Here is an 18,735-nt window from a genome sequence, read left to right as displayed (position 1 = left end):
CGTAATGTTCTAGTCTGGCGGCATGAGCCTGCCACCCCGCAATCCCGACGAGATCCTGCGCGCCCGCGGCGCCGACTCGCGCCCCGCCGCCCGGTTCGAGCCCTACCGGACCGAGCGCGAGCACGACGGCTGGGACATCCCCGAAGAGCAGGACCTGCTGCGCACCGAGGTCACGCAGGAGCGGGCGCGCTCGATCATCGCCCGCAACACGTCGCCCGACATTTCCTTCGACCGCTCGATCAACCCCTATCGCGGCTGCGAGCATGGCTGCATCTATTGCTTCGCCCGGCCGAGCCATGCCTATCTGGGCCTGTCGCCGGGGCTGGATTTCGAGACGCGGATCGTCGCCAAGCCCAATGCCCCCGAATTGCTGGAGGCCGAGATCGGCCGTCGCGGCTATGCCGTCGCGCCCATCGCCTTCGGCACCAATACCGACCCCTACCAGCCCATCGAGGCCAAGCTGGGCATCATGCGGGGCTGCCTGCAGGTTCTGCACGATTGGAACCACCCGCTGAGCCTGGTGACGCGGGGTGCGACTGTCATGCGCGACGTGGACCTGCTGGGGGCGATGGCGGCCAGGGGGCAGGTGCTGGCCGGGGTCTCGATCACCACGCTGGACGCGGAACTGGCGCGGCAGATGGAGCCGCGCGCGCCGGCGCCGGCGACCCGGCTGCGCATGATCCGAGCGCTGGCCGGGGCAGGGGTTCCGGTCCGCGTCATGGTGGCGCCGGTGATCCCGGTGCTGACCGAGCATGAGGTCGAGCGCATCATGCAGGCCGCCCGCGACGCCGGGGCGACCGCGGCCAGCATGATCCCGATCCGCCTGCCGCTGGAGGTGGCGCCCCTGTTCCGCGACTGGCTGGAGCGCCATCATCCCGGCAAGGCCGCGCATGTCATGGCGCGGGTGCAGGCGATGCGCGGCGGGCGCGACAACGACCCGCGTTTCGGCAGCCGCATGCGCGGCGAGGGGCCCGAGGCCGGCCTGCTGCTGCAGCGTTTCCGCCTGGCCCGCAAGCGGCTGGGATTGCAGCGCGAATCCGAAGTGCTGGATTGCAGCCGCTTCGGCCCGCCGCCCAGGGCGGGGGACCAGCTGTCGCTGTTTTGACTATTCGCCCGGCCCCATGGCCTGGGCGATGCGGGCCGAGATGCGTTCGGGCGAGGGGCGCGGGCCGCGCGGCGCGGCGACCAGCGCATCGCGCATGGCGGCCAGATGCGCGGGCGTGGTGCCGCAGCAGCCGCCGATGATGCGCACGCCCATGTCGCGCGCCAGCACGGCGAATTCGGCCATGACCTCGGGCGTCGCGTCATAGATCAGCCCGCCGTCCTGATAGCGCGGCACCCCGGCATTGGGCTTGGCGATCAGGGGGCGCTCGTTGCCCGAGGCGGCGAACCCGGCCACGGCCAGCAGCAGCTCGGCCGGGCCGGTGCCGCAATTCGCGCCATAGGCCAGGGGCGGATGCGGCAGCCGGTCGATCAGCGAGGCAAGCTGCGGCGGCGTCACCCCCATCATGCTGCGCCCGCCCGGCTCAAAGCTCATCATGCCGCACCAGGGCATGCCGACGCTTTGCGCGGCCTTGGCGGCGGCGCGCATTTCCTCGGCGGCGCTGATCGTCTCGATCCACAGCACGTCGGCGCCGCCCTCTTTCAGCGCCTGCGCCTGCTGGGTGAACATGGCGGTGGCATCGGCCTCGGTCAGCCGGCCCATGGGGGCCATGATCTCGCCGATGGGGCCGACCGAGCCGGCGACGACGACGGCGCGGCCGACCTCGGCCGCGGCCTCGCGCGCCAGGCGGGCGGCGGCGCGGTTCAGCGCGGCTACGCGGTCCTGCGCCTTGGCCAGCCGCAGCCGGCTGGCATTGGCGCCGAAGCTGTTGGTCAGGATGATATCCGCGCCCGAGGCGATCATCTGCCGGTGCAGCGCGCGCACCTTGTCGGGATGGGTCTCGCACCACAGGTCCGGCGCCTGGCCCGATGCCAGCCCCATGTTGTAAAGATTGGTCCCGGTCGCCCCATCGGCCAGCAACCATGGGCGTTCGCCGAGCATCCTCGACAATTGATCAGGCATGGTTTTTCCCGTTTTGCGGCAGGATGGGGAATCATAGCCCATCCTGCGGGGAAGTCATTGAAACATTCGGTGGGACTGCCCGGCGCTCAGCGCGAGCGGATCATGCCCATGATGTCCTTGGTGCGCTCGACGATCGGGTGGGCGATCGCCTCGGCCTGGCCGGCGCCGCGGCCCAGGATGCGGTCGATCTCGGCCGGGTCGGCCATGAAATCGGTCATGCGCCTGGTGATCGGCGCCAGCGCCTCGACCGCGACCTCGGCCAAGGCCGGCTTGAAGGCGCCGAAGCCCTGGCCCTCGAACCGCGCCAGCACCTGGTCGCCGCTCTCGCCGGTCAGCGCGGCATAGATGTTGACCAGGTTCTTCGCCTCGGGCCGGTCCTTCAGCCCCTCCATCGACCCCGGCAGCGGGTCGGCATCGGTGCGCGCCTTGCGGATCTTCTGCGCGATGGCGTCGGCATCGTCGGTCAGGTTGATGCGGCTGGCGTCCGAAGGATCGGATTTCGACATCTTCTTGCTGCCGTCGCGCAGGGACATGACGCGGGTCGCCGTGCCCTCGATCAGCGGCTCGGTGATCGGGAAGAAATCGACGCCGTAGTCGTGGTTGAACTTGGCGGCGATGTCGCGGGTCAGTTCAAGGTGCTGCTTCTGGTCCTCGCCCACCGGGACGGCTGTGGCGTGATAGGCCAGGATGTCGGCGGCCATCAGCGACGGATAGGCCAGCAGGCCCAGGCTGGAATTTTCGCTGTTCTTGCCGGCCTTGTCCTTGAACTGGGTCATGCGATACATCCAGCCCACCCGCGCCACGGTATTGAAAAGCCAGGCAAGTTCGGCGTGCTGGCTGACCTGGCTCTGGTTGAACAGGATCGAGACCTCGGGGTCCACGCCCGAGGCCATGAAGGCCGCCGCGACCTCGCGGGTGTTGCGGCGCAGCTTTTCGGGATCCTGCCAGACGGTGATCGCATGCAGGTCCACGACGCAATAGATCGTCTCGGCCCCCTTGCCCTGATAGTCCGCAAAGCGTTTCAGCGCGCCCAGGTAATTGCCCAGCGTCAGCCCGCCCGAGGGCTGGATGCCGGAAAAGATGCGCTTGGCGAAGCTCGTGGTCATGGCACTACCTGCTTGGAAAATCCCGGTGGCTGGCTTACCCCTTGCCCCGTCCGGGCGCAACAGCCCACTGGAAAGGAGCCATGATGCGACCCGGTTACGACGAATCGCCCCTGAACCCCGTGCCCGCCGTGGTGTGGATGATCGCCCTGCCGATGATCGCCTGCGAGGCGGTGTTCGGCCTGGCCCAGATGGGCTTTCTTGGCGGCGGCGGGCCGGGCGCCGGCCTTGCCATGCGCCAGATCGCGGTCGAGCGCACCGCCTATATCCCCGAACTGGTGCTGCGGCTGTGGCAGATGCGCATGGTGGTGCTGGACCAGAGCTGGCGCATCCTGACCTATTCCTTCGTGCATCTGTCGCTGACGCATGCGCTGTTCGTCATCGTCTTTACCCTGGCCCTGGGCAACCTGATCGCGCATCAGTTCCGCGCCTGGGCGGTCGTGGCGCTGTTCTTCGGCTCGGCCATCGGCGGCGCGCTGGTCTATACGCTGGCCGCGGGGCTTTTGCCGCAATTCCGTTTCCAGGCGCTGATCGGCGGCTATCCGGCGGTCTATGGTTTCGTCGGCGCCTTTACCTTCCTGCTCTGGACCCGGCTGGGGCAGGAGAACGCGAACCGGTTGCGGGCCTTCGTGTTGATCGGCATGCTGCTGGCCTTCCAGCTGGTCTTCGCCATCCTGTTCCAGGACGGCAGCCTGACCTGGATCGCCGAGATCGCCGGTTTCTGCTGCGGCTTCCTTTTGTCCTTCGTGCTGGTGCCGGGCGGGATCGCGCGGGTGATGCGCCAGATCCGTCAGCGCTGACGGCGCAGGCCCGCGCGCAGGTCCGAGGGGCGGAAGGCGCCAAGGACCAGCGCCGCCGCGCCATAGGCGGCCAGCCCGCCGAAGACCAGCGCGGACAGCGCCAGATAGCGGGTGCCGGGCTGCTCCAGCGCATCGCCCAAGGCCAGCATCAGCCCCCAGATCACCGCGCCCATGACGGCGGAGGCGGCGCAGATGCGGGGCAGGCGGTGGCGGAAGCGGTCGTCAAGCGCGGCCGCCTCGCCAAAGGCGCGGGTGCCGCGCCACAGCTGCGCCGCCATGGTCCAGCCGGCGATGGTGGTGCCCCAGGCGGCGGCGGAAAAGCCGATGAAGGGCGCAAGCCCCAGCGCCACCACCGCATTGACCACCATGGACCAGACCGCAAAGCGGAACGGGGTGCGGGTGTCCTCGCGCGCGAAATACAAGGGTTGCAGCACCTTTTGCAGGACAAAGGCCGGCAGGCCCAGGCCATAGATCGCCAGCGCCAGCGCGGTCGGGCCGACATCGGCGGTCAGGAAGGCGCCGCGCCGGAACAGCACCGAGATCAGAGGATAGGCCGCGATGACCAGCGCCACGGCCGCCGGAACGGTCAGGAACAGCGCAAATTCCGCGGCGCGGTTATAGGCATGGCGGCCGCCGCCGGTGTCGCCGTTCTTCAGCCGGCGCGAGATGTCGGGCAGCAGCACGATGCCGATGGCGATGCCGACGACGCCCAGCGGCAGCTGATACAGCCGGTCGGCATTGGTCAGCCAGGCGATGCCGCGGTCGAAGAACGAGCCGACCTGGCGGCCGACCAGCAGGTTGACCTGCACCACGCCGCCCGCCAGCACCGCGGGCGCCGCCACGGCCAGCAGCCGGCGCATGTCCGGCGACAGCCGCGGCCGGCGCAGGCGCAGCGCAAAGCCCATGCGCTTGGCCGCCCACCAGACGGTGAAAAGCTGCGCCAGCCCGGATATCGGCGTGGACCAAGCCATGGCCAGCCCCATGTCCCAGCCATGGCGGTCCGCCAGCAGCATGGCCGCGATCAGGATGAAGTTCATCAGCACCGGCGCGGCCGCCGCTGCCATGAAGCGCCCGCCCGCGTTCAGCAGCCCCGAGAGCAGCGCCGTCAGCGAGATGAACAGGATATAGGGAAAGCAGATCCGGCCATAGATCACCGCCAGGTCGAAACGCTCGTCGCCCTGAAAGCCCGCCGCCTGCATCAGCACCAGCCAGGGCATGGCGATATGCGCGATTAGCGAGACCGCCAGGACTACCGTGGCCAGCCCGGCGAAGGCTTCCTCGGCAAAGCCGCGCGGGTTCTCACCGCTTTCCAGCCGCTTGGCGAACATCGGCACGAAGGCGGTGTTGAAGGCGCCCTCGGCAAAGAAGCGGCGGAACATGTTGGGCAGGGTGAAGGCGACGATATAGGCCTGCGCCACCGGGCCGGTGCCCAGGTAGGCCGCGATCATCACGTCGCGCACGAAGCCCACGACGCGGCTGGCCAGAGTCCATGCCCCCACCGAGAGAAAGCCCCGGATTAGTCTGATCGGTTGCATCCCCTGTCCCTCAGAACGATCCGCCCAGCGGGCGCTCGGCGCGTTCGGCGCGCTCGGCCCCGTCCTTGATCGCCTGGCGCAGCTTCTTTTCCAGCGCCTCGCGGCGGCCCGGCTGGTGCAGCTTCAGCCCGAACATGTCCTTGACATAGAAGGTGTCGACCACCTGCGCGCCGAAGGTGGCGATCACGGCGCTGGCGATCTGGATGTGGTTGTCCGCCAGGGTCCGGGTCAGGTCGTAGAGCAGGCCGGGCCGGTCGCGGGTATCGACCTCGATCACCGTATAGACGTCGGAGGCCTCGTTGTCGAAGGTGACATGGGTCGGGAAGCGGAAGGCGGCCTCGCGCTTCTTGGGCTTGTCGCGGCCGGCCAGGGCCTCGCGCGCGACGATCTCGCCGCCCAGGGTGCGCTGGATCATGGTGCGCAGCCGCGGCAGCCGGTCGGCGGCATAGGGATGGCCGTCCGCGTCCTGCAACCAGAACACCGCGGTCGCGAAACCGTCCTTGGTGGTATAGGTGCGCGCATCGACGATATTGGCGCCCACCAGCGCCAGCGCCCCCGCCATGCGCGAGAAGATGCCGGGATGGTCGGCCAGCACGAAGGCCGCCCGCGTCGCGTCGCGGTCGGTGTCGGGATGCAGGTCGGTGCGGATCTCGTCCTCGCCCAGATCCTTGAGCATCTCGGCAAAGACATATTGCGTCTCGGTCGGCAGGCCCGGCCAATAGTTGTCGTAATGCCGGCCCAGCTCGGCCTTGATCGCCCTGGGCTCCCAGCCCTTGGCGGTCAGCAGGTGGCGCAGCGACCGCTTGGCCTCGCCGATGCGCTTGTCGCGGTTCAGCTCCTCGAGGCCGTTTTCCAGCGCCAGCTTGGTTTCCTGGTGCAGCTTGCGCAGCAGCATCGCCTTCCAGTTGTTCCAGGTGCCGGGGCCGACGCCGCGGATGTCGCAGACGGTCAGCACCAGCAGCATGTCCAGCCGCTTGGTGGTCTTGACCGCCTTGGCGAAGTCGCGCAGCGTGCGCGGATCGGCGATGTCGCGCTTCTGCGCCACGTCCGACATCAGCAGGTGGTTGCGGATCAGCCATTCGATGGTCTCGATCTCGTCCGCCGGCAGGCCGAAGCGGGTGCAGATGCGCCGCGCCAGCCGCGCGCCCAGGATCGAGTGATCCTCGGCCCGGCCCTTGCCGATGTCATGGAGCAGCACCGCCAGGTAGATCACCCGCCGGTTCACCTTGCCCTTCATGATCTTGCTGACCACGGGCAGATCCTCGGCGTCCTCGCCACGCTCGATGGCGGCCAGGGCGGCGACGCATTGGATCAGGTGCTCGTCCACCGTGTAGTGGTGATAGACGTTGAACTGCATCATCGCCACCACCGGCGCGAATTCGGGGATGAAGGCGGCCAGCACCCCCAGTTCGTTCATCCGCCGCAGCGAGCGTTCGGGGTTGCCGTGCTTGAGCAGCAGGTCGAGGAAGATCCTGACCGCCTCGGGGTCCGAGCGCATGCGGTCGTCGATGCTGTCCAGGTTGGCCGCGACGGCGCGCATGGCGTCGGGATGGATCAGGATGCCGGTCCTGAGCGCCTCTTCGAAAAGCCGCAGGATGTTCAGCGGGTCGGACAGGAACTGCCGCTCGTCGGCATAGGTCAGCCGCCCCCGGTCCATCCGGAAACCGGCGCGGACGCGGCGCCGGCGCTGGAACAGGATGTTCATGATCGGCGCGCGATAGAGGTGGCGGGCCTCCAGCGCGACCAGGAAGACCCGCGTCAGCTCGCCCACGCGGGTGGCGTGCAGGAAATAGTCCTGCATGAAGATCTCGACCGCGCGCCGGCCGCCCAGGTCGCGATAGCCCATGCGGCGGGCGACCTCGACCTGCATGTCGAAGGTTAGCTGGTCCTGCGGCCGCCCGGCGATCAGGTGCAGGTGGCAGCGCACGGCCCAGAGGAAGTCCTCGGCCTGCCAGAAGGTCAGGTGCTCCTCGCGGGTGAAGAAGCCCAGGTCGACCAGTTCGACGGCGCGGTCGACCCGGTGGATGTATTTCGCGATCCAGTAGAGGGTCTGCAGGTCGCGCAGCCCGCCCTTGCCCTCCTTGACGTTCGGCTCCAGCACGTAGCGCTGGCCGCCCTGGCGGCGGTGGCGTTCGGCGCGCTCGGCCAGCTTGGCCTCGATGAACTCGGGCACGGTCTTGTCGAAAAGCTCGGACCACAGCCGGTCGCGCAGGATTTCGGCGGCGGCGGCATGGCCGCAGATCAGCCGATGCTCCAGCAGGCTGGTGCGGATGGTGATGTCGCCGGCGCCCAGCCGCAGGCAATCGTCGATCGAGCGGGTGGACTGGCCGATCTTCAGCTTCAGATCCCAAAGCATGTAGAGCATCGATTCCACGACGCTCTCGGCCCAGCCGCTGACCTTCCACGGCGTCAGGAACAGCAGGTCCACGTCGGATTGCGGCGCCATCTCGGCCCGGCCGTAGCCGCCGATGGCCAGCACCGCCAGCCGCTCGGCATCGGTCGGGTTGAGCAGGGGATGCAGGATCGTGGTGGCGACATGGTGGATCGCCGCGACGGTGGCGTCGGTAAGGCTGGCGATGGCGCGCACCGTCTCGCGCGCGGCGCGGGGATGGGACATGAAGCCCGCCGCGATGTCGCCCATGGCGGCGCTGCGGGCCTGGGCGAGGATGGCGACGGTGCGCGCGCGGATTTCGCGCGGCTCGGCGATGCCGCTCAGCGCCTCGGTCAGCGCGGGCAGGAAGCTTTCGGGGCTGAACAGGGAATGCGCCCCAGGCAGGGCCGGGGCGCTTTGCGGCAGGCTGTCGGTGTCCTTGGCGCTCAAGATCAGAACCCGAAGCCGCCGAAGCTGCGCGGTGCGGGATCCAGCACCACCACCTGGCCGCCGCGCACGGTGGCGACCGACAGCGCGCGCTCGTTGGTGCCGTCGCGCTTCAGCCGGAAGGCGCCCGAGACCCCGGCGAAGCCCGCGCTCTGCGTCAGCCCCGAGGTGGTCAGCGCATTGCGGTTGCCCGCCCGCACCAGCGCCGCGATCGCGGCCACGCCGTCATAGGCCAGCGAGCCCAGCTCATGCGGCGTCTCGCCATAGGCGGCGCGATAGCGCTGGTCGAACTGCGCCTTCATCGTGGTGTCGGGAATGGCGAACCAGCCGCCCTGCACGCCGCGCAGCTGCAACCGGGCCGAGGGCTGGTCCCAGCGCGTCAGCCCCATCATCTGCACCGTGGCCGAGGTGACGCCGGCATCGGCCAGCCTGTCGGTCAGATAGGGCAGCACCGCGCCCTGGTTCGCGGTCAGGAAGACCGCATCGACATTGCCCGACAGCGCCGCCTGGGTGACGTTCGGCACGATGGCGTCGATGCCGGACTGGGACAGCGGATGCACCGCCGTCCCGACCAGGGTGGCGCCGTTGCTGCGGATCGCCCGCTCGATGGCGCGGGCGCCGACCTGGCCGGCGGTGTCGTCCTCGGCCACCATCAGGATGCGGCGCTTGCCGTTCCTGACGCCGTATTTCACCAGCCGGTCGGCGACGTTGTCGAAGGTATTGCCCAGCACGAAGACATTGCCGCCGGCGATGTCGGTATTGTTCGAGAAGGACAGCACGTTCACGCCCTGGGGCGCCATGGCATTGCCGACCGCATTGGCGCTGTCGGCGAAAAGCGGGCCCAGGATGATCTTGGCGCCCTCGGCCACGGCGCGGTTGGCCATGGCGACCGCGGTGCCCGGCTCGGAGCCCGCATCATAGATGCGCAGGTCGATGGTGGCGCCGCGCGCATCGGCCGCCGCCATCTTCGCGGAATTGCCGAGCGAGCGCGCCAGCCAGTCCAGGTCCGCGCTTCCCGTGCCGCCCGGCACCAGCAGCGCCACCTGCACCGGCTGCGAGGGGTCGATGCTCTGGCCGGTCTGCGGGCCCGAGGCCCCCATCTCGATCGGCTGGCAGGCGGCAAGCGCCAGGGCGGAAAGGACAGCTCCGACGCGCGCAAGCGGGCGGCGCAGGTCGAAGGCGCCGCGGATCGTTTTCAGGACGGTCATGGCGTGATTCCCTGTTGGATCGAGGCTGGGGGTTTGATGGGGGCAGGTTATTGGCATATTCGGGACATGGCAACTTGCCCCGGCAGAACGAAAGGGACCGCGATGGAGGATGGCGCCAGCACAACCGGGACGGGCGCGCGGCCGCTTTCCCTGACCGTCTCGGCCGCGTCGCCCGAACCGGGGCTCTACCTGGTCGCGACCCCGATCGGCTCGGCCAGGGACATCACGCTGCGCGCGCTCGACGTGCTCAACACCGCCGATGTCCTGGCCGCCGAGGATACCCGCAACCTGCGGCATCTTATGGATATTCACGGCATCCCGGTGCGCGGCCGCCGCATCCTCGCCTATCACGACCACAACGCCGACCGGCAGCGCCCGGCGATCCTTGCCGCCCTGGCCGAGGGGCGGTCGGTGGCCTATGCCTCGGACGCGGGCACGCCGCTGGTCGCCGATCCCGGCTACCGGCTTGCGCGGGATGCCGCCGAGGCGGGCTTTGCAGTCCGGGCGCTGCCCGGCCCGTCGGCGGCCCTGGCGGCGCTGTCGGTCTCGGGCCTGCCCAGCGACCGGTTCCTGTTCGTGGGCTTTCCCCCGGCCGCCGGCGGGGCGCGGCGCAGCTGGATCGAAAGCTGGCGCAAGGTCGATGCGACGGTGATCGTCTTCGAAAGCCCCAGGCGTGTTAAGCAACTGTTGGAAAATTTGTGCGAAGCTGAGGCGAATCGGCTTACGGTGATCTGCAGGGAACTGACGAAGAAATTCGAAGAGGTGATGCGCGGCACGGCGGCGGAACTGCTGGAACGGATCCCGCCCGAGGGGTTGCGCGGCGAAATCGTGGTGCTGTTCGGGCACCCCGAGCCGGTCGCCGCCGACGAGAACAGCTTGCGCGAGGCCCTGGCGGGCCTGCTGGACAGGCTGCCGGTGAAGGAGGCGGCGGCGGACGTGGCGGCGCGGTTCGGACGTCCCCGGCGTGAAATCTACGCGCTGGCGCTCGAGATGAAGAAGGAGCAGGAATGAGGTTCGAAAGGATTTCCGGCGGGACGCCGGTTCCGGCCCTGGGCATGAAGGCCCGGCAAGGTGCCGTTGCCCATTCCGCCGGCCGTTTCGCCGAGGAATCGGTGACGCGGGAATATCGCCGGCGCGGTTACGAGGTCATGGCGGAACGCTGGCGCGGGCGGGGCGGCGAAATCGACCTGATTTTGCGCAAGGATGACGAATATGCCTTCGTCGAGGTCAAGAAGTCGCGCTTTCACGCCGGGGCGGCGGAGCGGATCGGTGCGCGGCAGATCGCGCGGATCTGCAATGCGGCGCTGGAATATTGCGGCCGCTTGCCTTCCGGGTTGCTGACCGCGATGCGTTTCGATGCCGCCCTTGTCGATCAGTTCGGGCGCGTCGAGATCATCGAGAACGCCTTTGGCTCGAATTGAAGGTCGATGAGGTTTTCCGACCCCCAAGGATCGCTTCCCGTCGCATCTGTCCGACCCGGATCGCAGCGGCAAGCTGGCCTCATGGTACGATGAAGGACCGCGGTGCCTGCGTCGCGCGGCGGCGAGGGACAGGGCTCACATGCGGTGGAGAGGGGCTCTGTTGCATAACTCAGGTGATGGGCGCGGTTACCCCCTCCCCGGACAGACTTATCCTACAGCTTCCGTGACCGGGATGCCGAGCGCGGTGTAGCCGTTCAGGACGGCGATGCGGATCTGGAACTCGGCGACCTGACGGTCGAAGTCCCTTGCCATGAGCCGCTGGCCCAGCAGTTTGACACAATGCATCTTCGTCTCGATGCGGCTCCGGCGGTGGTATCCACTCCATCGTCGCCACAGGGTGCGGCCGAGATACCTGGACGCCCGGAGGGCCTCGTTGCGCGCGACGGCTCCAGCGGTGATGGTCTTCCAGGTCTTCGCGTTCCTGCGCGGTGGGATGACGGCATGGGCTCCGCGATCTGCAATCGCATCGTGGCACTTGCGCGTGTCGTAGGCGCCATCTGCCGTGACGCTACCGATTTCCTGGTCCTCCGGGATCTGGTCGAGAAGGTCAGGTAGGATCGGCGCATCGCCGACGTTGCTCCCGGTGATCTCGACAGCCCGGATCTCTAGCGTTTCCTCGTCGATCCCAAGGTGGATCTTGCGCCAGACCCGCCGTTTGGGGCCACCATGCTTGCGAGCGTGCCACTCGCCTTCGCCCTCGACCTTGATTCCTGTGCTGTCGATCAGCAGGTGCAGCGGCCCTTTGGAGCCGCGATACGGGATGTTCACAGCCAAGGTCTTCTGGCGGCGGGACAGTGTGCTGAAGTCAGGCACCGTCCAGTCGAGGCCAACCAGACGCAGCAGGCTCTCGACGAACCCGGTCGTCTGCCGGAGCGCCATGCCGAATAGCACCTTCATCGTCAGGCAGCTCTGAATGGCAGTATCGCTGTAGGTCTGCTGGCGGCCACGCCTCCCCGTCGGCACGGCATCCCAGCTCATCTCGGGGTCGAACCAGATCGTCAGCGAGCCCCGGCGCTTGAGCGCTTCATTGTAGGCTGGCCAGTTTCTGGTCCTGTAGGTTGGCGGTGTGGGTCTGCTCATACATCACAGCTACCACCCTGGATTCACGATCTGAATCCCTGACGGGATTTGTGCAACAGAGCCATGTGGTGGTGCTGGTGAAGCGGTTGAATGCTGCTGGATTGGTACGAGTATCGACTGGAAGCTATGCCGCCCCCGGAGCCAAGGGAAACAGGACGAGCAGAATCCAGGCCAGCACGGTACTGCAAAAGCGATTCGAGGAGCTGATCGTCAATCAGAAAGCGATCTGCACAGTCCCAGCAGAATGCATCATCCTGAAAACGATATCGGGAAAAGCAGCAAGGCTATCGAGTACGAGGACACCGATGACACTCGTCGCATGAGGTTGGAAGGTCACGGCCTATAACGATCTTCTGACACGAACCTTCATCGACCTTGACCTGCCCCCCGGTCGTCCCTCGTTCATAACGAGAGTCCTTTGGGTTGATATTGGTTGGTTTCGGGTTGGGCAAGCGGGTCGGGCGCGGAGCCCCCAGTTTGCTCAAGCGCCCTGCGCGCTTCTGCCGGGGTCTGGTTGCCGAGCGAGGAATGCGGCCTGACGTGGTTGTAGTCGTAGCGCCAGAGGGCCAGCTTTCGGCGGGCATCGGCCAGGCTTTCGAAGATCTCCTCGTTGAGGCATTCGTCGCGCAGGCTGCCTTTGAATGACTCGATGTAGCCATTTTGCCGGGGCTTGCCCGGATCGATATAATGCCATTCGACGCCGGCCTCGTTGGCCCACTTCAGGATCGCCTTGCTGGTGAACTCGGTGCCCCTCCTCGGGAAAACGATCCCCCGGATCGTTTTCTGATCCTCGTCGATCACTGACGACACAGGCCGGCTTGCCGTAGATCCTGACCAGCGCATCCAGTTCCCGCGCCACCCTGGCCCCCGAGATGCTGGTGTCGGCGATCAGGGCGAGGTTTTCGCGGCAGCAATCGTCGTTCACGGCCAGAATGCGGAACCTGCGGCAGGCCCCGAACGTGTCGGCCAGGAAGTCCAGCGACCACCGCTGGTTCGGCAGCAACGGCACTGGCATGGGGGTCCGACTGCCACGCGCCCGCTTGCGACCGCGCCTGCGCCGCACCGACAGACCTTCCTCCCGGTAAATCCGGTAGAGCCCTTCGCCCTACAAACGATCCCCCGGATCGTTTGCTTTACGGGCTCCGATCTCGTTCATGACCATGCCCTTGCGCTCCAGCATGATGCCCACGCGCCGATAGCCGAAGCGGCGGCGCTGCTCGGCGATCTTGTGCATCTCCTCACGGATCTCCGGGTTGTCGGGCGGTCGCTTGCGCCGCACCGTCTTCGGATCGACACCGATCAGAACGCAGGCGCGACGTTGAGAGATCGGATGATCCCTCAGCGCCCGCAGCACCGCGTCCCGCCGTTGCACCAGCGTCGTCAAGGCTTTCCCAGCAGATCCTTCAGCACCACGTTGTCAAGCATGGCATCGGCCAGCAGGCGCTTGAGCTTCGCATTCTCGTCCTCAAGCTGCTTCAGCCGCTTGGCGTCGGACAGGTCCATGCCGCCATATTTCGCCTTCAGCTTGTAGAATGTCGCGGGGCTCAGCCCATGCTTCCGACAAAGCTCGGACGTGGGCAAACCAGCCGCCTGTTCCTTGATCATCCCGATAATCTGTTCATCGGGGCTTACGCGGCCCCACTGGGGCCACGGTCCCCTCTTCATCGGTAAAACGGCTCTTCCTCATCTCGTCTGCTCCTTCAGATTGGGCAGACGCTACATCACGGCGAGGGAACTTCCGGGGGGCAGGTCAGCCTCACCGGTCGGTGACTGCCTTCAGCGACCTTGCGACCCGTTAGGCTGATGATCGCGCTAGAAGAAATCCTGGTCCGCGAACTCTCTTGGTCTGTCAACAATCACTGTGATGATTTGGCTGGGGCGGTAGGATTCGAACCTACGGTACACGGTACCAAAAACCGTTGCCTTACCACTTGGCCACGCCCCAACTTGTGGAGGCGTATCTAGCCAAGCCGACGGGGGGGTGCAAGAGGCAAAACGGAAAAATCTTGTGGCTTCCGCGCCGGAGTTCTATGCGCCCGGCATGGAACAGGTCGATACAATCATTCTTGGTGCCGGCGCCGCCGGACTTTTCTGCGCCGGCTCGATCCTGCGGCAGGCAGGCGAGCGGGCGGGGCGGATCGTCGTGCTGGATCACGCCCGCGCGCCGGGCGAAAAGATCCGCATCTCGGGCGGCGGGCGCTGCAACTTCACCAACCTGGCGACCGGGCTCGATCGCTTCGTTTCGGGCAACCCGCGTTTTGCCGCCTCGGCCCTGGCGGGCTTCACGCCGGGGGATTTCGTCGCCCTGGTGGATCGGGCGGGCATCGCCTGGCATGAAAAGACGCTGGGGCAGCTGTTCTGCGACGGCAGCGCCCGGCAGGTCATCGACATGCTGCTGCACCGGATGCGCGGCGCCGAATTGCGGCTCGGGACCGCCGTCGCGGGGGTGGAGCGGGCAGGCGACGGCTTCGTGGTCGCCACCCCAGGAGGGCCGCTGGCGGCGCGGCGGGTGGTCGTGGCGACGGGCGGCAAGTCGATCCCCAAGATGGGTGCCACGGGGATCGGCTATGACATCGCCGCCCGCTTCGGACTGGCGCTGGCCGAGCCAAGGGCCGGGCTGGTGCCGCTGACCTTCGCCCAGCAGGACCTGGATCTTTGCCGGCCGCTGGCCGGGCTGTCGGTCGCGGCCGAGGTCAGCCATGGCGCCGGGCGGCGGCGCACCAGCTTTCGCGACGGGCTGCTCTTTACCCATCGCGGCCTGTCGGGACCGGCGATCCTGCAGATCTCGAGCTTCTGGCGGCCGGGAGAGGAGATCGCCGTCGACCTGGCCCCCGATGCGGATGTCGCCGCGGCGCTGCGCGAGATCCGCGGGCAGGGCGGGCGCATGGCCGTGGCCTCGGCCTTGACGCGCTGGCTGCCTGCCCGGCTGGCCGAGGCCATCGCCGCCGAGGCGGGGCTGGCCGGTGCGCGGCTGGCCGATCAGGGCAACGCGACGCTCGACCGGCTGGGGGCGCGGGTGAATCGCTGGGCCCTGCGCCCGGTCGGCACCGAAGGCTGGCGCACGGCCGAGGTCACGGTGGGCGGGGTCGATACGCGGGCGCTCGATTCGCGGAGCATGCAGGTGAAATCCGTGCCCGGCCTCTATTTCATCGGCGAGGTGGTGGATGTCACCGGCTGGCTTGGCGGCTATAATTTCCAATGGGCCTGGGCCTCGGCCCATGCCGCGGCCAGGGCCATTGCGGCCGGCTGATCAGCCCATCACCGGGTCGGATTTGGCCAGCGCGTCGAAGCGCATCAGCGAGGCGATCAGCGCCGGCATCCGCTCCAGATGGATCATGTTCGGCCCGTCGGAGGGGGCGTTGTCGGGATCCTGATGCGTCTCGATGAAGACGCCGGCCACGCCCAGCGCCACCGCCGCCCGCGCCATGACCGGCGCGAATTCGCGCTGCCCGCCGGATGAGCCGCCCTGTCCGCCCGGCTGCTGCACGGAATGGGTCGCATCCATGATCACCGGCCAGCCGGTCCGCGCCATGATCGGCAGGCTGCGCATGTCGGCGACCAGCGTGTTGTAGCCGAAGCTGACGCCGCGTTCGGTCAGCAGGATGCGCTTGTTGCCGGTCGAGGCGACCTTTTCGGCGACATTGGGCATGTCCCAGGGGGCAAGGAACTGGCCCTTCTTGATGTTCACCGCCGCCGGGGTTTCGCCCGCCGCCAGCAGCAGGTCGGTCTGGCGCGACAGGAAGGCGGGGATCTGGATCACGTCGACCACCGAACCGGCCAGGCGCGCCTGCTCGATGTCATGCACGTCGGTCAGCACCGGGCAGCCGATGCGGCGGCGCACCTCGTCGAGCATGCGCAGCCCCTCGTCGATGCCGATGCCGCGCCGGCCCGTCAGCGAGGTGCGGTTGGCCTTGTCGTAGCTGGCCTTGAAGACGAAGCCCGCGCCGGCCTTGGCGCAGGCCTCGGCCACGGTCTCGGCGATCATCAGCGCATGATCGAGGGTTTCAAGCTGGCAGGGGCCCGCGATCACCGCAAGGGGGCGGTCGTTGCCGAAGGTGACGTTGCCGATCCGGACATGATTCATGAGGATACCTGTTCGCGCAGGATCGAGGCGGTCAGCGAAAGCATCAGGTAGATGCCGGAAAACACCAGGAAAGCCACGATCGTGTTCTGGAAAGCCTTGGGATAGGTCGCCTCGTCCGGCGGGACCGGCGCGACCGAGAGCGAGAGATAGCGCACCTGCTTGTTGGCCTCGATCCGCGCGGTTTCCATCTGCGCGGCGGCGGCGGCCAGCAGTTCCTGCCGGGTCAGCAGGTCGGATTCGGCGATGCGGATCTCGCCCGAGATGGTGGCCAGCGAGCCGCGGGCGGTGCTGCCCTCGGTCAGCTGGCTGCGGGTCTCGGCCAGCATCTCCTCCAGCCGGCCGATGTCGCCCTTGACCCCGGCGACGCGGCTGGCATTGGGGCTCTGGTTGGAGAGCAACTGGCCCAGTTCCAGCTTCTTTTCCGCCAGCTGGCGCTCGAGTTCGGCGATATGGCTCATGATCACGCCGCCCTCGGCCGCGGGGTCCAGCACGCCCAGCCTTTGCTGCAGCTCCTGGACGCGGCGCTGCGCCAGCAGCACCTTTTCCTCGGCCTCCTGGTAGCTCTCGACCGAGCCCTTCATCTGGTCCTCGCGCAGCCGCGCGGTCATCTGGTCCACCTGGCCCTCGGCATATTTGATCAGCGCCAGCGAGAATTCCTGGCTGAGCTCGGGATCGGGGGCGATCACCTCCATGTTGATGACGCCCTCGGTCGGATCGTAGCCGATCTTGACCGAGTTCCGATAGAGCTTGTAGGCCTGTTCGTTCGTCGTATCCGGCGCCAGGCGCAGGATCGGGTCCATGGCCGGATCCTGGAAGGCGCGCTTGAAGCCCAGATCCCGGTCGAGCCGCAGCATCGCATCGCGCGAGGTCAGGTAGCTTTGCACCGACACCGAATCGGTATTGGTCGCCAGCTGCGTGCCGCCGAACAGGCCCCCCAGCCCGCTCGAGCTTGACTGATCGGCCTGCTGGATCTGGAATTGCGAGACGGTGGCGTAAAGCGGCGTCGCGACGAAGAAGTAATACCAGCCGGCGACCAGCGTCGGCAGCCCGACAAAGGCCGCCAGGCGCGCGAACAGCATCAGGAGCTTGCGGCGGCGGCGGCGGGCGATGTCCTGCTGGATGCGGATGATCTCGGCGGCGCGGCGGTCCTCGGTCAGTTCCTCGCGCGAGGGCAGGTTGGTCGTGCCGGGGGGCAGCGGCGCGATCTCGGTCCCGCGCCGGCGGGGGGGGCGTGCGATCCCCGCGCATCGGCACCGGCATGGTGGTGCCGGCTGCCTCGGCCGCCGCCTGCGCCCGCGCGCCCTCTTCCGACAGGATCCTGCTGACGGAGGCGCGGTGGAACGGATCGATGCCGCGGTCGCGCAGCAGGACCACCGCCTCGTGATCCGAGGCGGCTTCGATCTCGTGCATGGCGGCGATGCGGCGCGCCATGCGCAGCTGGCGATCGGTCAGGTTTTCCGCCCGCACCGCGGCGATGCGCTCGGCCATCGGGGGCTGGTCCGGGGCTGCCGCGTCCTGGGGCGGATCGGCCGGCCGCGGCGCCGCGCCGGGAAAGCGCATGTCGCCGAAACCGTCGTCGGCCGTGGCGAAAAGCTGTTCCGCATCCTGGGCCGGGGTCTCGGCGCCTTTCCTGACCTCGACCTTCACCTTGGGCTTCTTTGCGGTCTCCGTGGGTTCCTGGCCGACGGCCAGCACCGATTCCTCGCGGCGGGTGCGATAGGCGCGCGCCTTAGGCGGTGTAGTCATAATATTGTTTCGCCTCTTCGAGGGTTTCAAACTGGTATAGCTTGCCGTCGCGCAGGACGGCAGCGGAATTGCAGAATTTTTCAATGGTTTGCGCCTGGTGCGACACGACGACCACCGTCGCCGACCTGAGGCGTTCGTAAAGCACCGTCCCGGCCTTGCGGTTGAATTCCGGGTCGGTGGTGCTGGGCATGCCCTCGTCGATCAGGTAGACGTCGAACTCCAGCGCCAGCATCAGCGAAAAGGTGAAGCGCGACCGCATCCCGGCGCTGTAGGTGCCGACCGGCATGTCGAAATATTCGTCGATGTCGGTCAGCCAGCGGCAGAACGCCTCGACGTAATCCGGGTCCAGCCCGTAGATGCGGGCGATGAAGCGCGCATTCTCGTTGGCGCTGAGCGACGAGGTGATGCCGCCCATGAAGCCCAGCGGAAAGGACACCCGGCATTCGGTGCGGATCGTGCCCTCGTCGGGCTTTTCCAGCCCGCACATCATGTTGATGATCGTGGTCTTGCCGGTGCCGTTGGGGGCCAGGATGCCCATCGACCGCCCCAGCTCGATCCGGAACGAGGCGCGGTCGAGGATCACCTTGCGTTGCGTGCCGGTCCAGAACGATTTGGAGACGTTGTCGAATTCGATCATCTGGCCGTCCTGGTCCGCGCGCGGGCGCGGAATGGTAATGGTTACGACATACACAGTTCCCGCCGCCGACCGTAAACACCCCCGGCCGTGGCAGGCCGGACCATATGCCGGGCGGGTCGCGCTGTCCACCATGGCGATCAATGCTTGATATATCGTGAATGCCGGCCCTTTTCTGCCG

Annotated in this window: 14 protein-coding genes, 1 tRNA gene and 1 pseudogene; 5 read left to right on the top strand and 11 right to left on the bottom strand. The window is 67.6% G+C overall.

The window, feature by feature from the left end; translation table 11 throughout:
* The first annotated feature begins 22 nt into the window (after positions 1–22).
* Positions 23–1,105 (top strand): PA0069 family radical SAM protein, encoded by a 1,083-nt coding sequence (locus E3U26_RS21705; protein WP_036759661.1) that lies wholly within the window; start codon positions 23–25, stop codon positions 1,103–1,105.
* On the opposite strand, the gene bmt is transcribed toward E3U26_RS21705, so the two are convergent.
* Positions 1,106–2,065, bottom strand: coding sequence for a betaine--homocysteine S-methyltransferase (gene bmt, locus E3U26_RS21700; RefSeq protein ID WP_072464084.1), 960 nt, complete (start codon positions 2,063–2,065; stop codon positions 1,106–1,108).
* An 86-nt stretch (positions 2,066–2,151) separates the two neighbouring features.
* Complete coding sequence (gene trpS / locus E3U26_RS21695; RefSeq protein ID WP_114536423.1) at positions 2,152–3,171, bottom strand: tryptophan--tRNA ligase; 1,020 nt, start codon at positions 3,169–3,171, stop codon at positions 2,152–2,154.
* A gap of 80 nt (positions 3,172–3,251) precedes the next feature.
* On the opposite strand from trpS, the gene E3U26_RS21690 reads away from it, so the two are divergent.
* Positions 3,252–3,968, top strand: a complete 717-nt coding sequence (locus E3U26_RS21690; protein ID WP_243700307.1) for a rhomboid family intramembrane serine protease — start codon at positions 3,252–3,254, stop codon at positions 3,966–3,968.
* Here E3U26_RS21690 and murJ read toward each other — a convergent pair.
* Genes murJ through E3U26_RS21675 form a run of 3 tightly spaced genes read right to left on the bottom strand, consistent with a single transcriptional unit; the run spans position 3,959 to position 9,529 of the window.
* On the bottom strand, positions 3,959–5,503 hold the full coding sequence (murJ, locus tag E3U26_RS21685) for a murein biosynthesis integral membrane protein MurJ (protein WP_276243018.1): 1,545 nt from the start codon (positions 5,501–5,503) through the stop codon (positions 3,959–3,961). The genes E3U26_RS21690 and murJ overlap by 10 nt on opposite strands.
* A 10-nt stretch (positions 5,504–5,513) precedes the next feature.
* Positions 5,514–8,324, bottom strand: a complete 2,811-nt coding sequence (locus E3U26_RS21680; RefSeq protein ID WP_036759657.1) for a [protein-PII] uridylyltransferase — start codon at positions 8,322–8,324, stop codon at positions 5,514–5,516.
* Positions 8,325–8,326: 2 nt separating this feature from the next.
* Positions 8,327–9,529, bottom strand: coding sequence for a penicillin-binding protein activator (locus tag E3U26_RS21675; RefSeq protein WP_499106589.1), 1,203 nt, complete (start codon positions 9,527–9,529; stop codon positions 8,327–8,329).
* Between the two features lie 102 nt (positions 9,530–9,631).
* On the opposite strand from E3U26_RS21675, the gene rsmI reads away from it, so the two are divergent.
* Both rsmI and E3U26_RS21665 read left to right on the top strand, forming a co-directional pair.
* Positions 9,632–10,540: a 16S rRNA (cytidine(1402)-2'-O)-methyltransferase gene (gene rsmI, locus E3U26_RS21670; RefSeq protein WP_499106588.1), complete on the top strand. Its 909-nt coding sequence runs from the start codon at positions 9,632–9,634 to the stop codon at positions 10,538–10,540.
* A complete protein-coding gene (locus E3U26_RS21665; RefSeq protein WP_499106587.1) occupies positions 10,537–10,950 on the top strand; it encodes a PDDEXK family nuclease in 414 nt (137 codons plus the stop codon). Before rsmI ends, E3U26_RS21665 begins: the two co-directional genes overlap by 4 nt.
* Positions 10,951–11,157: 207 nt before the next feature.
* On the opposite strand, the gene E3U26_RS21660 is transcribed toward E3U26_RS21665, so the two are convergent.
* The 3 genes and pseudogenes from E3U26_RS21660 to E3U26_RS21650 form a co-directional block, all read right to left on the bottom strand.
* Complete coding sequence (locus E3U26_RS21660) at positions 11,158–12,090, bottom strand: IS5 family transposase (protein WP_179921185.1); 933 nt, start codon at positions 12,088–12,090, stop codon at positions 11,158–11,160.
* A 402-nt stretch (positions 12,091–12,492) separates the two neighbouring features.
* A pseudogene (locus tag E3U26_RS21655) lies at positions 12,493–13,755 on the bottom strand (IS3 family transposase).
* Positions 13,756–13,960: 205 nt separating this feature from the next.
* Positions 13,961–14,035, bottom strand: a tRNA-Gln gene (locus E3U26_RS21650).
* 96 nt (positions 14,036–14,131) lie between these two features.
* On the opposite strand from E3U26_RS21650, the gene E3U26_RS21645 reads away from it, so the two are divergent.
* Complete coding sequence (locus E3U26_RS21645; RefSeq protein ID WP_499107525.1) at positions 14,132–15,340, top strand: BaiN/RdsA family NAD(P)/FAD-dependent oxidoreductase; 1,209 nt, start codon at positions 14,132–14,134, stop codon at positions 15,338–15,340.
* On the opposite strand, the gene kdsA is transcribed toward E3U26_RS21645, so the two are convergent.
* The 3 genes from kdsA to E3U26_RS21630 form a co-directional block, all read right to left on the bottom strand.
* Positions 15,341–16,174: a 3-deoxy-8-phosphooctulonate synthase gene (gene kdsA, locus E3U26_RS21640; RefSeq protein WP_499106585.1), complete on the bottom strand. Its 834-nt coding sequence runs from the start codon at positions 16,172–16,174 to the stop codon at positions 15,341–15,343.
* On the bottom strand, positions 16,171–17,253 hold the full coding sequence (locus tag E3U26_RS21635) for a KpsE/RkpR family capsule polysaccharide export protein (protein WP_499106584.1): 1,083 nt from the start codon (positions 17,251–17,253) through the stop codon (positions 16,171–16,173). Before E3U26_RS21635 ends, kdsA begins: the two co-directional genes overlap by 4 nt.
* Positions 17,254–17,903: 650 nt before the next feature.
* Positions 17,904–18,557 (bottom strand): ABC transporter ATP-binding protein, encoded by a 654-nt coding sequence (locus E3U26_RS21630; protein WP_072462460.1) that lies wholly within the window; start codon positions 18,555–18,557, stop codon positions 17,904–17,906.
* Between the last annotated feature and the right edge of the window lie 178 nt (positions 18,558–18,735).

It is taken from the genome of Paracoccus ferrooxidans, assembly GCF_029909815.1.
Lineage (GTDB): Bacteria > Pseudomonadota > Alphaproteobacteria > Rhodobacterales > Rhodobacteraceae > Paracoccus > Paracoccus versutus.
This window is presented reverse-complemented; position numbering and strand designations above follow the sequence as displayed.

Coding starts and splice junctions, on each gene's coding strand:
- E3U26_RS21705 (WP_036759661.1), top strand. CDS start 23: ATGAGCCTGCCACCCCGCAATCCCGACGAGATCCTGCGCGCCCGCGGC.
- bmt (WP_072464084.1), bottom strand. CDS start 2,065: ATGCCTGATCAATTGTCGAGGATGCTCGGCGAACGCCCATGGTTGCTG.
- trpS (WP_114536423.1), bottom strand. CDS start 3,171: ATGACCACGAGCTTCGCCAAGCGCATCTTTTCCGGCATCCAGCCCTCG.
- E3U26_RS21690 (WP_243700307.1), top strand. CDS start 3,252: ATGATGCGACCCGGTTACGACGAATCGCCCCTGAACCCCGTGCCCGCC.
- murJ (WP_276243018.1), bottom strand. CDS start 5,503: ATGCAACCGATCAGACTAATCCGGGGCTTTCTCTCGGTGGGGGCATGG.
- E3U26_RS21675 (WP_499106589.1), bottom strand. CDS start 9,529: ATGACCGTCCTGAAAACGATCCGCGGCGCCTTCGACCTGCGCCGCCCG.
- rsmI (WP_499106588.1), top strand. CDS start 9,632: ATGGAGGATGGCGCCAGCACAACCGGGACGGGCGCGCGGCCGCTTTCC.
- E3U26_RS21665 (WP_499106587.1), top strand. CDS start 10,537: ATGAGGTTCGAAAGGATTTCCGGCGGGACGCCGGTTCCGGCCCTGGGC.
- E3U26_RS21660 (WP_179921185.1), bottom strand. CDS start 12,090: ATGAGCAGACCCACACCGCCAACCTACAGGACCAGAAACTGGCCAGCC.
- E3U26_RS21645 (WP_499107525.1), top strand. CDS start 14,132: ATGGAACAGGTCGATACAATCATTCTTGGTGCCGGCGCCGCCGGACTT.
- kdsA (WP_499106585.1), bottom strand. CDS start 16,174: ATGAATCATGTCCGGATCGGCAACGTCACCTTCGGCAACGACCGCCCC.
- E3U26_RS21635 (WP_499106584.1), bottom strand. CDS start 17,253: ATGCTGTTCGCGCGCCTGGCGGCCTTTGTCGGGCTGCCGACGCTGGTC.
- E3U26_RS21630 (WP_072462460.1), bottom strand. CDS start 18,557: ATGATCGAATTCGACAACGTCTCCAAATCGTTCTGGACCGGCACGCAA.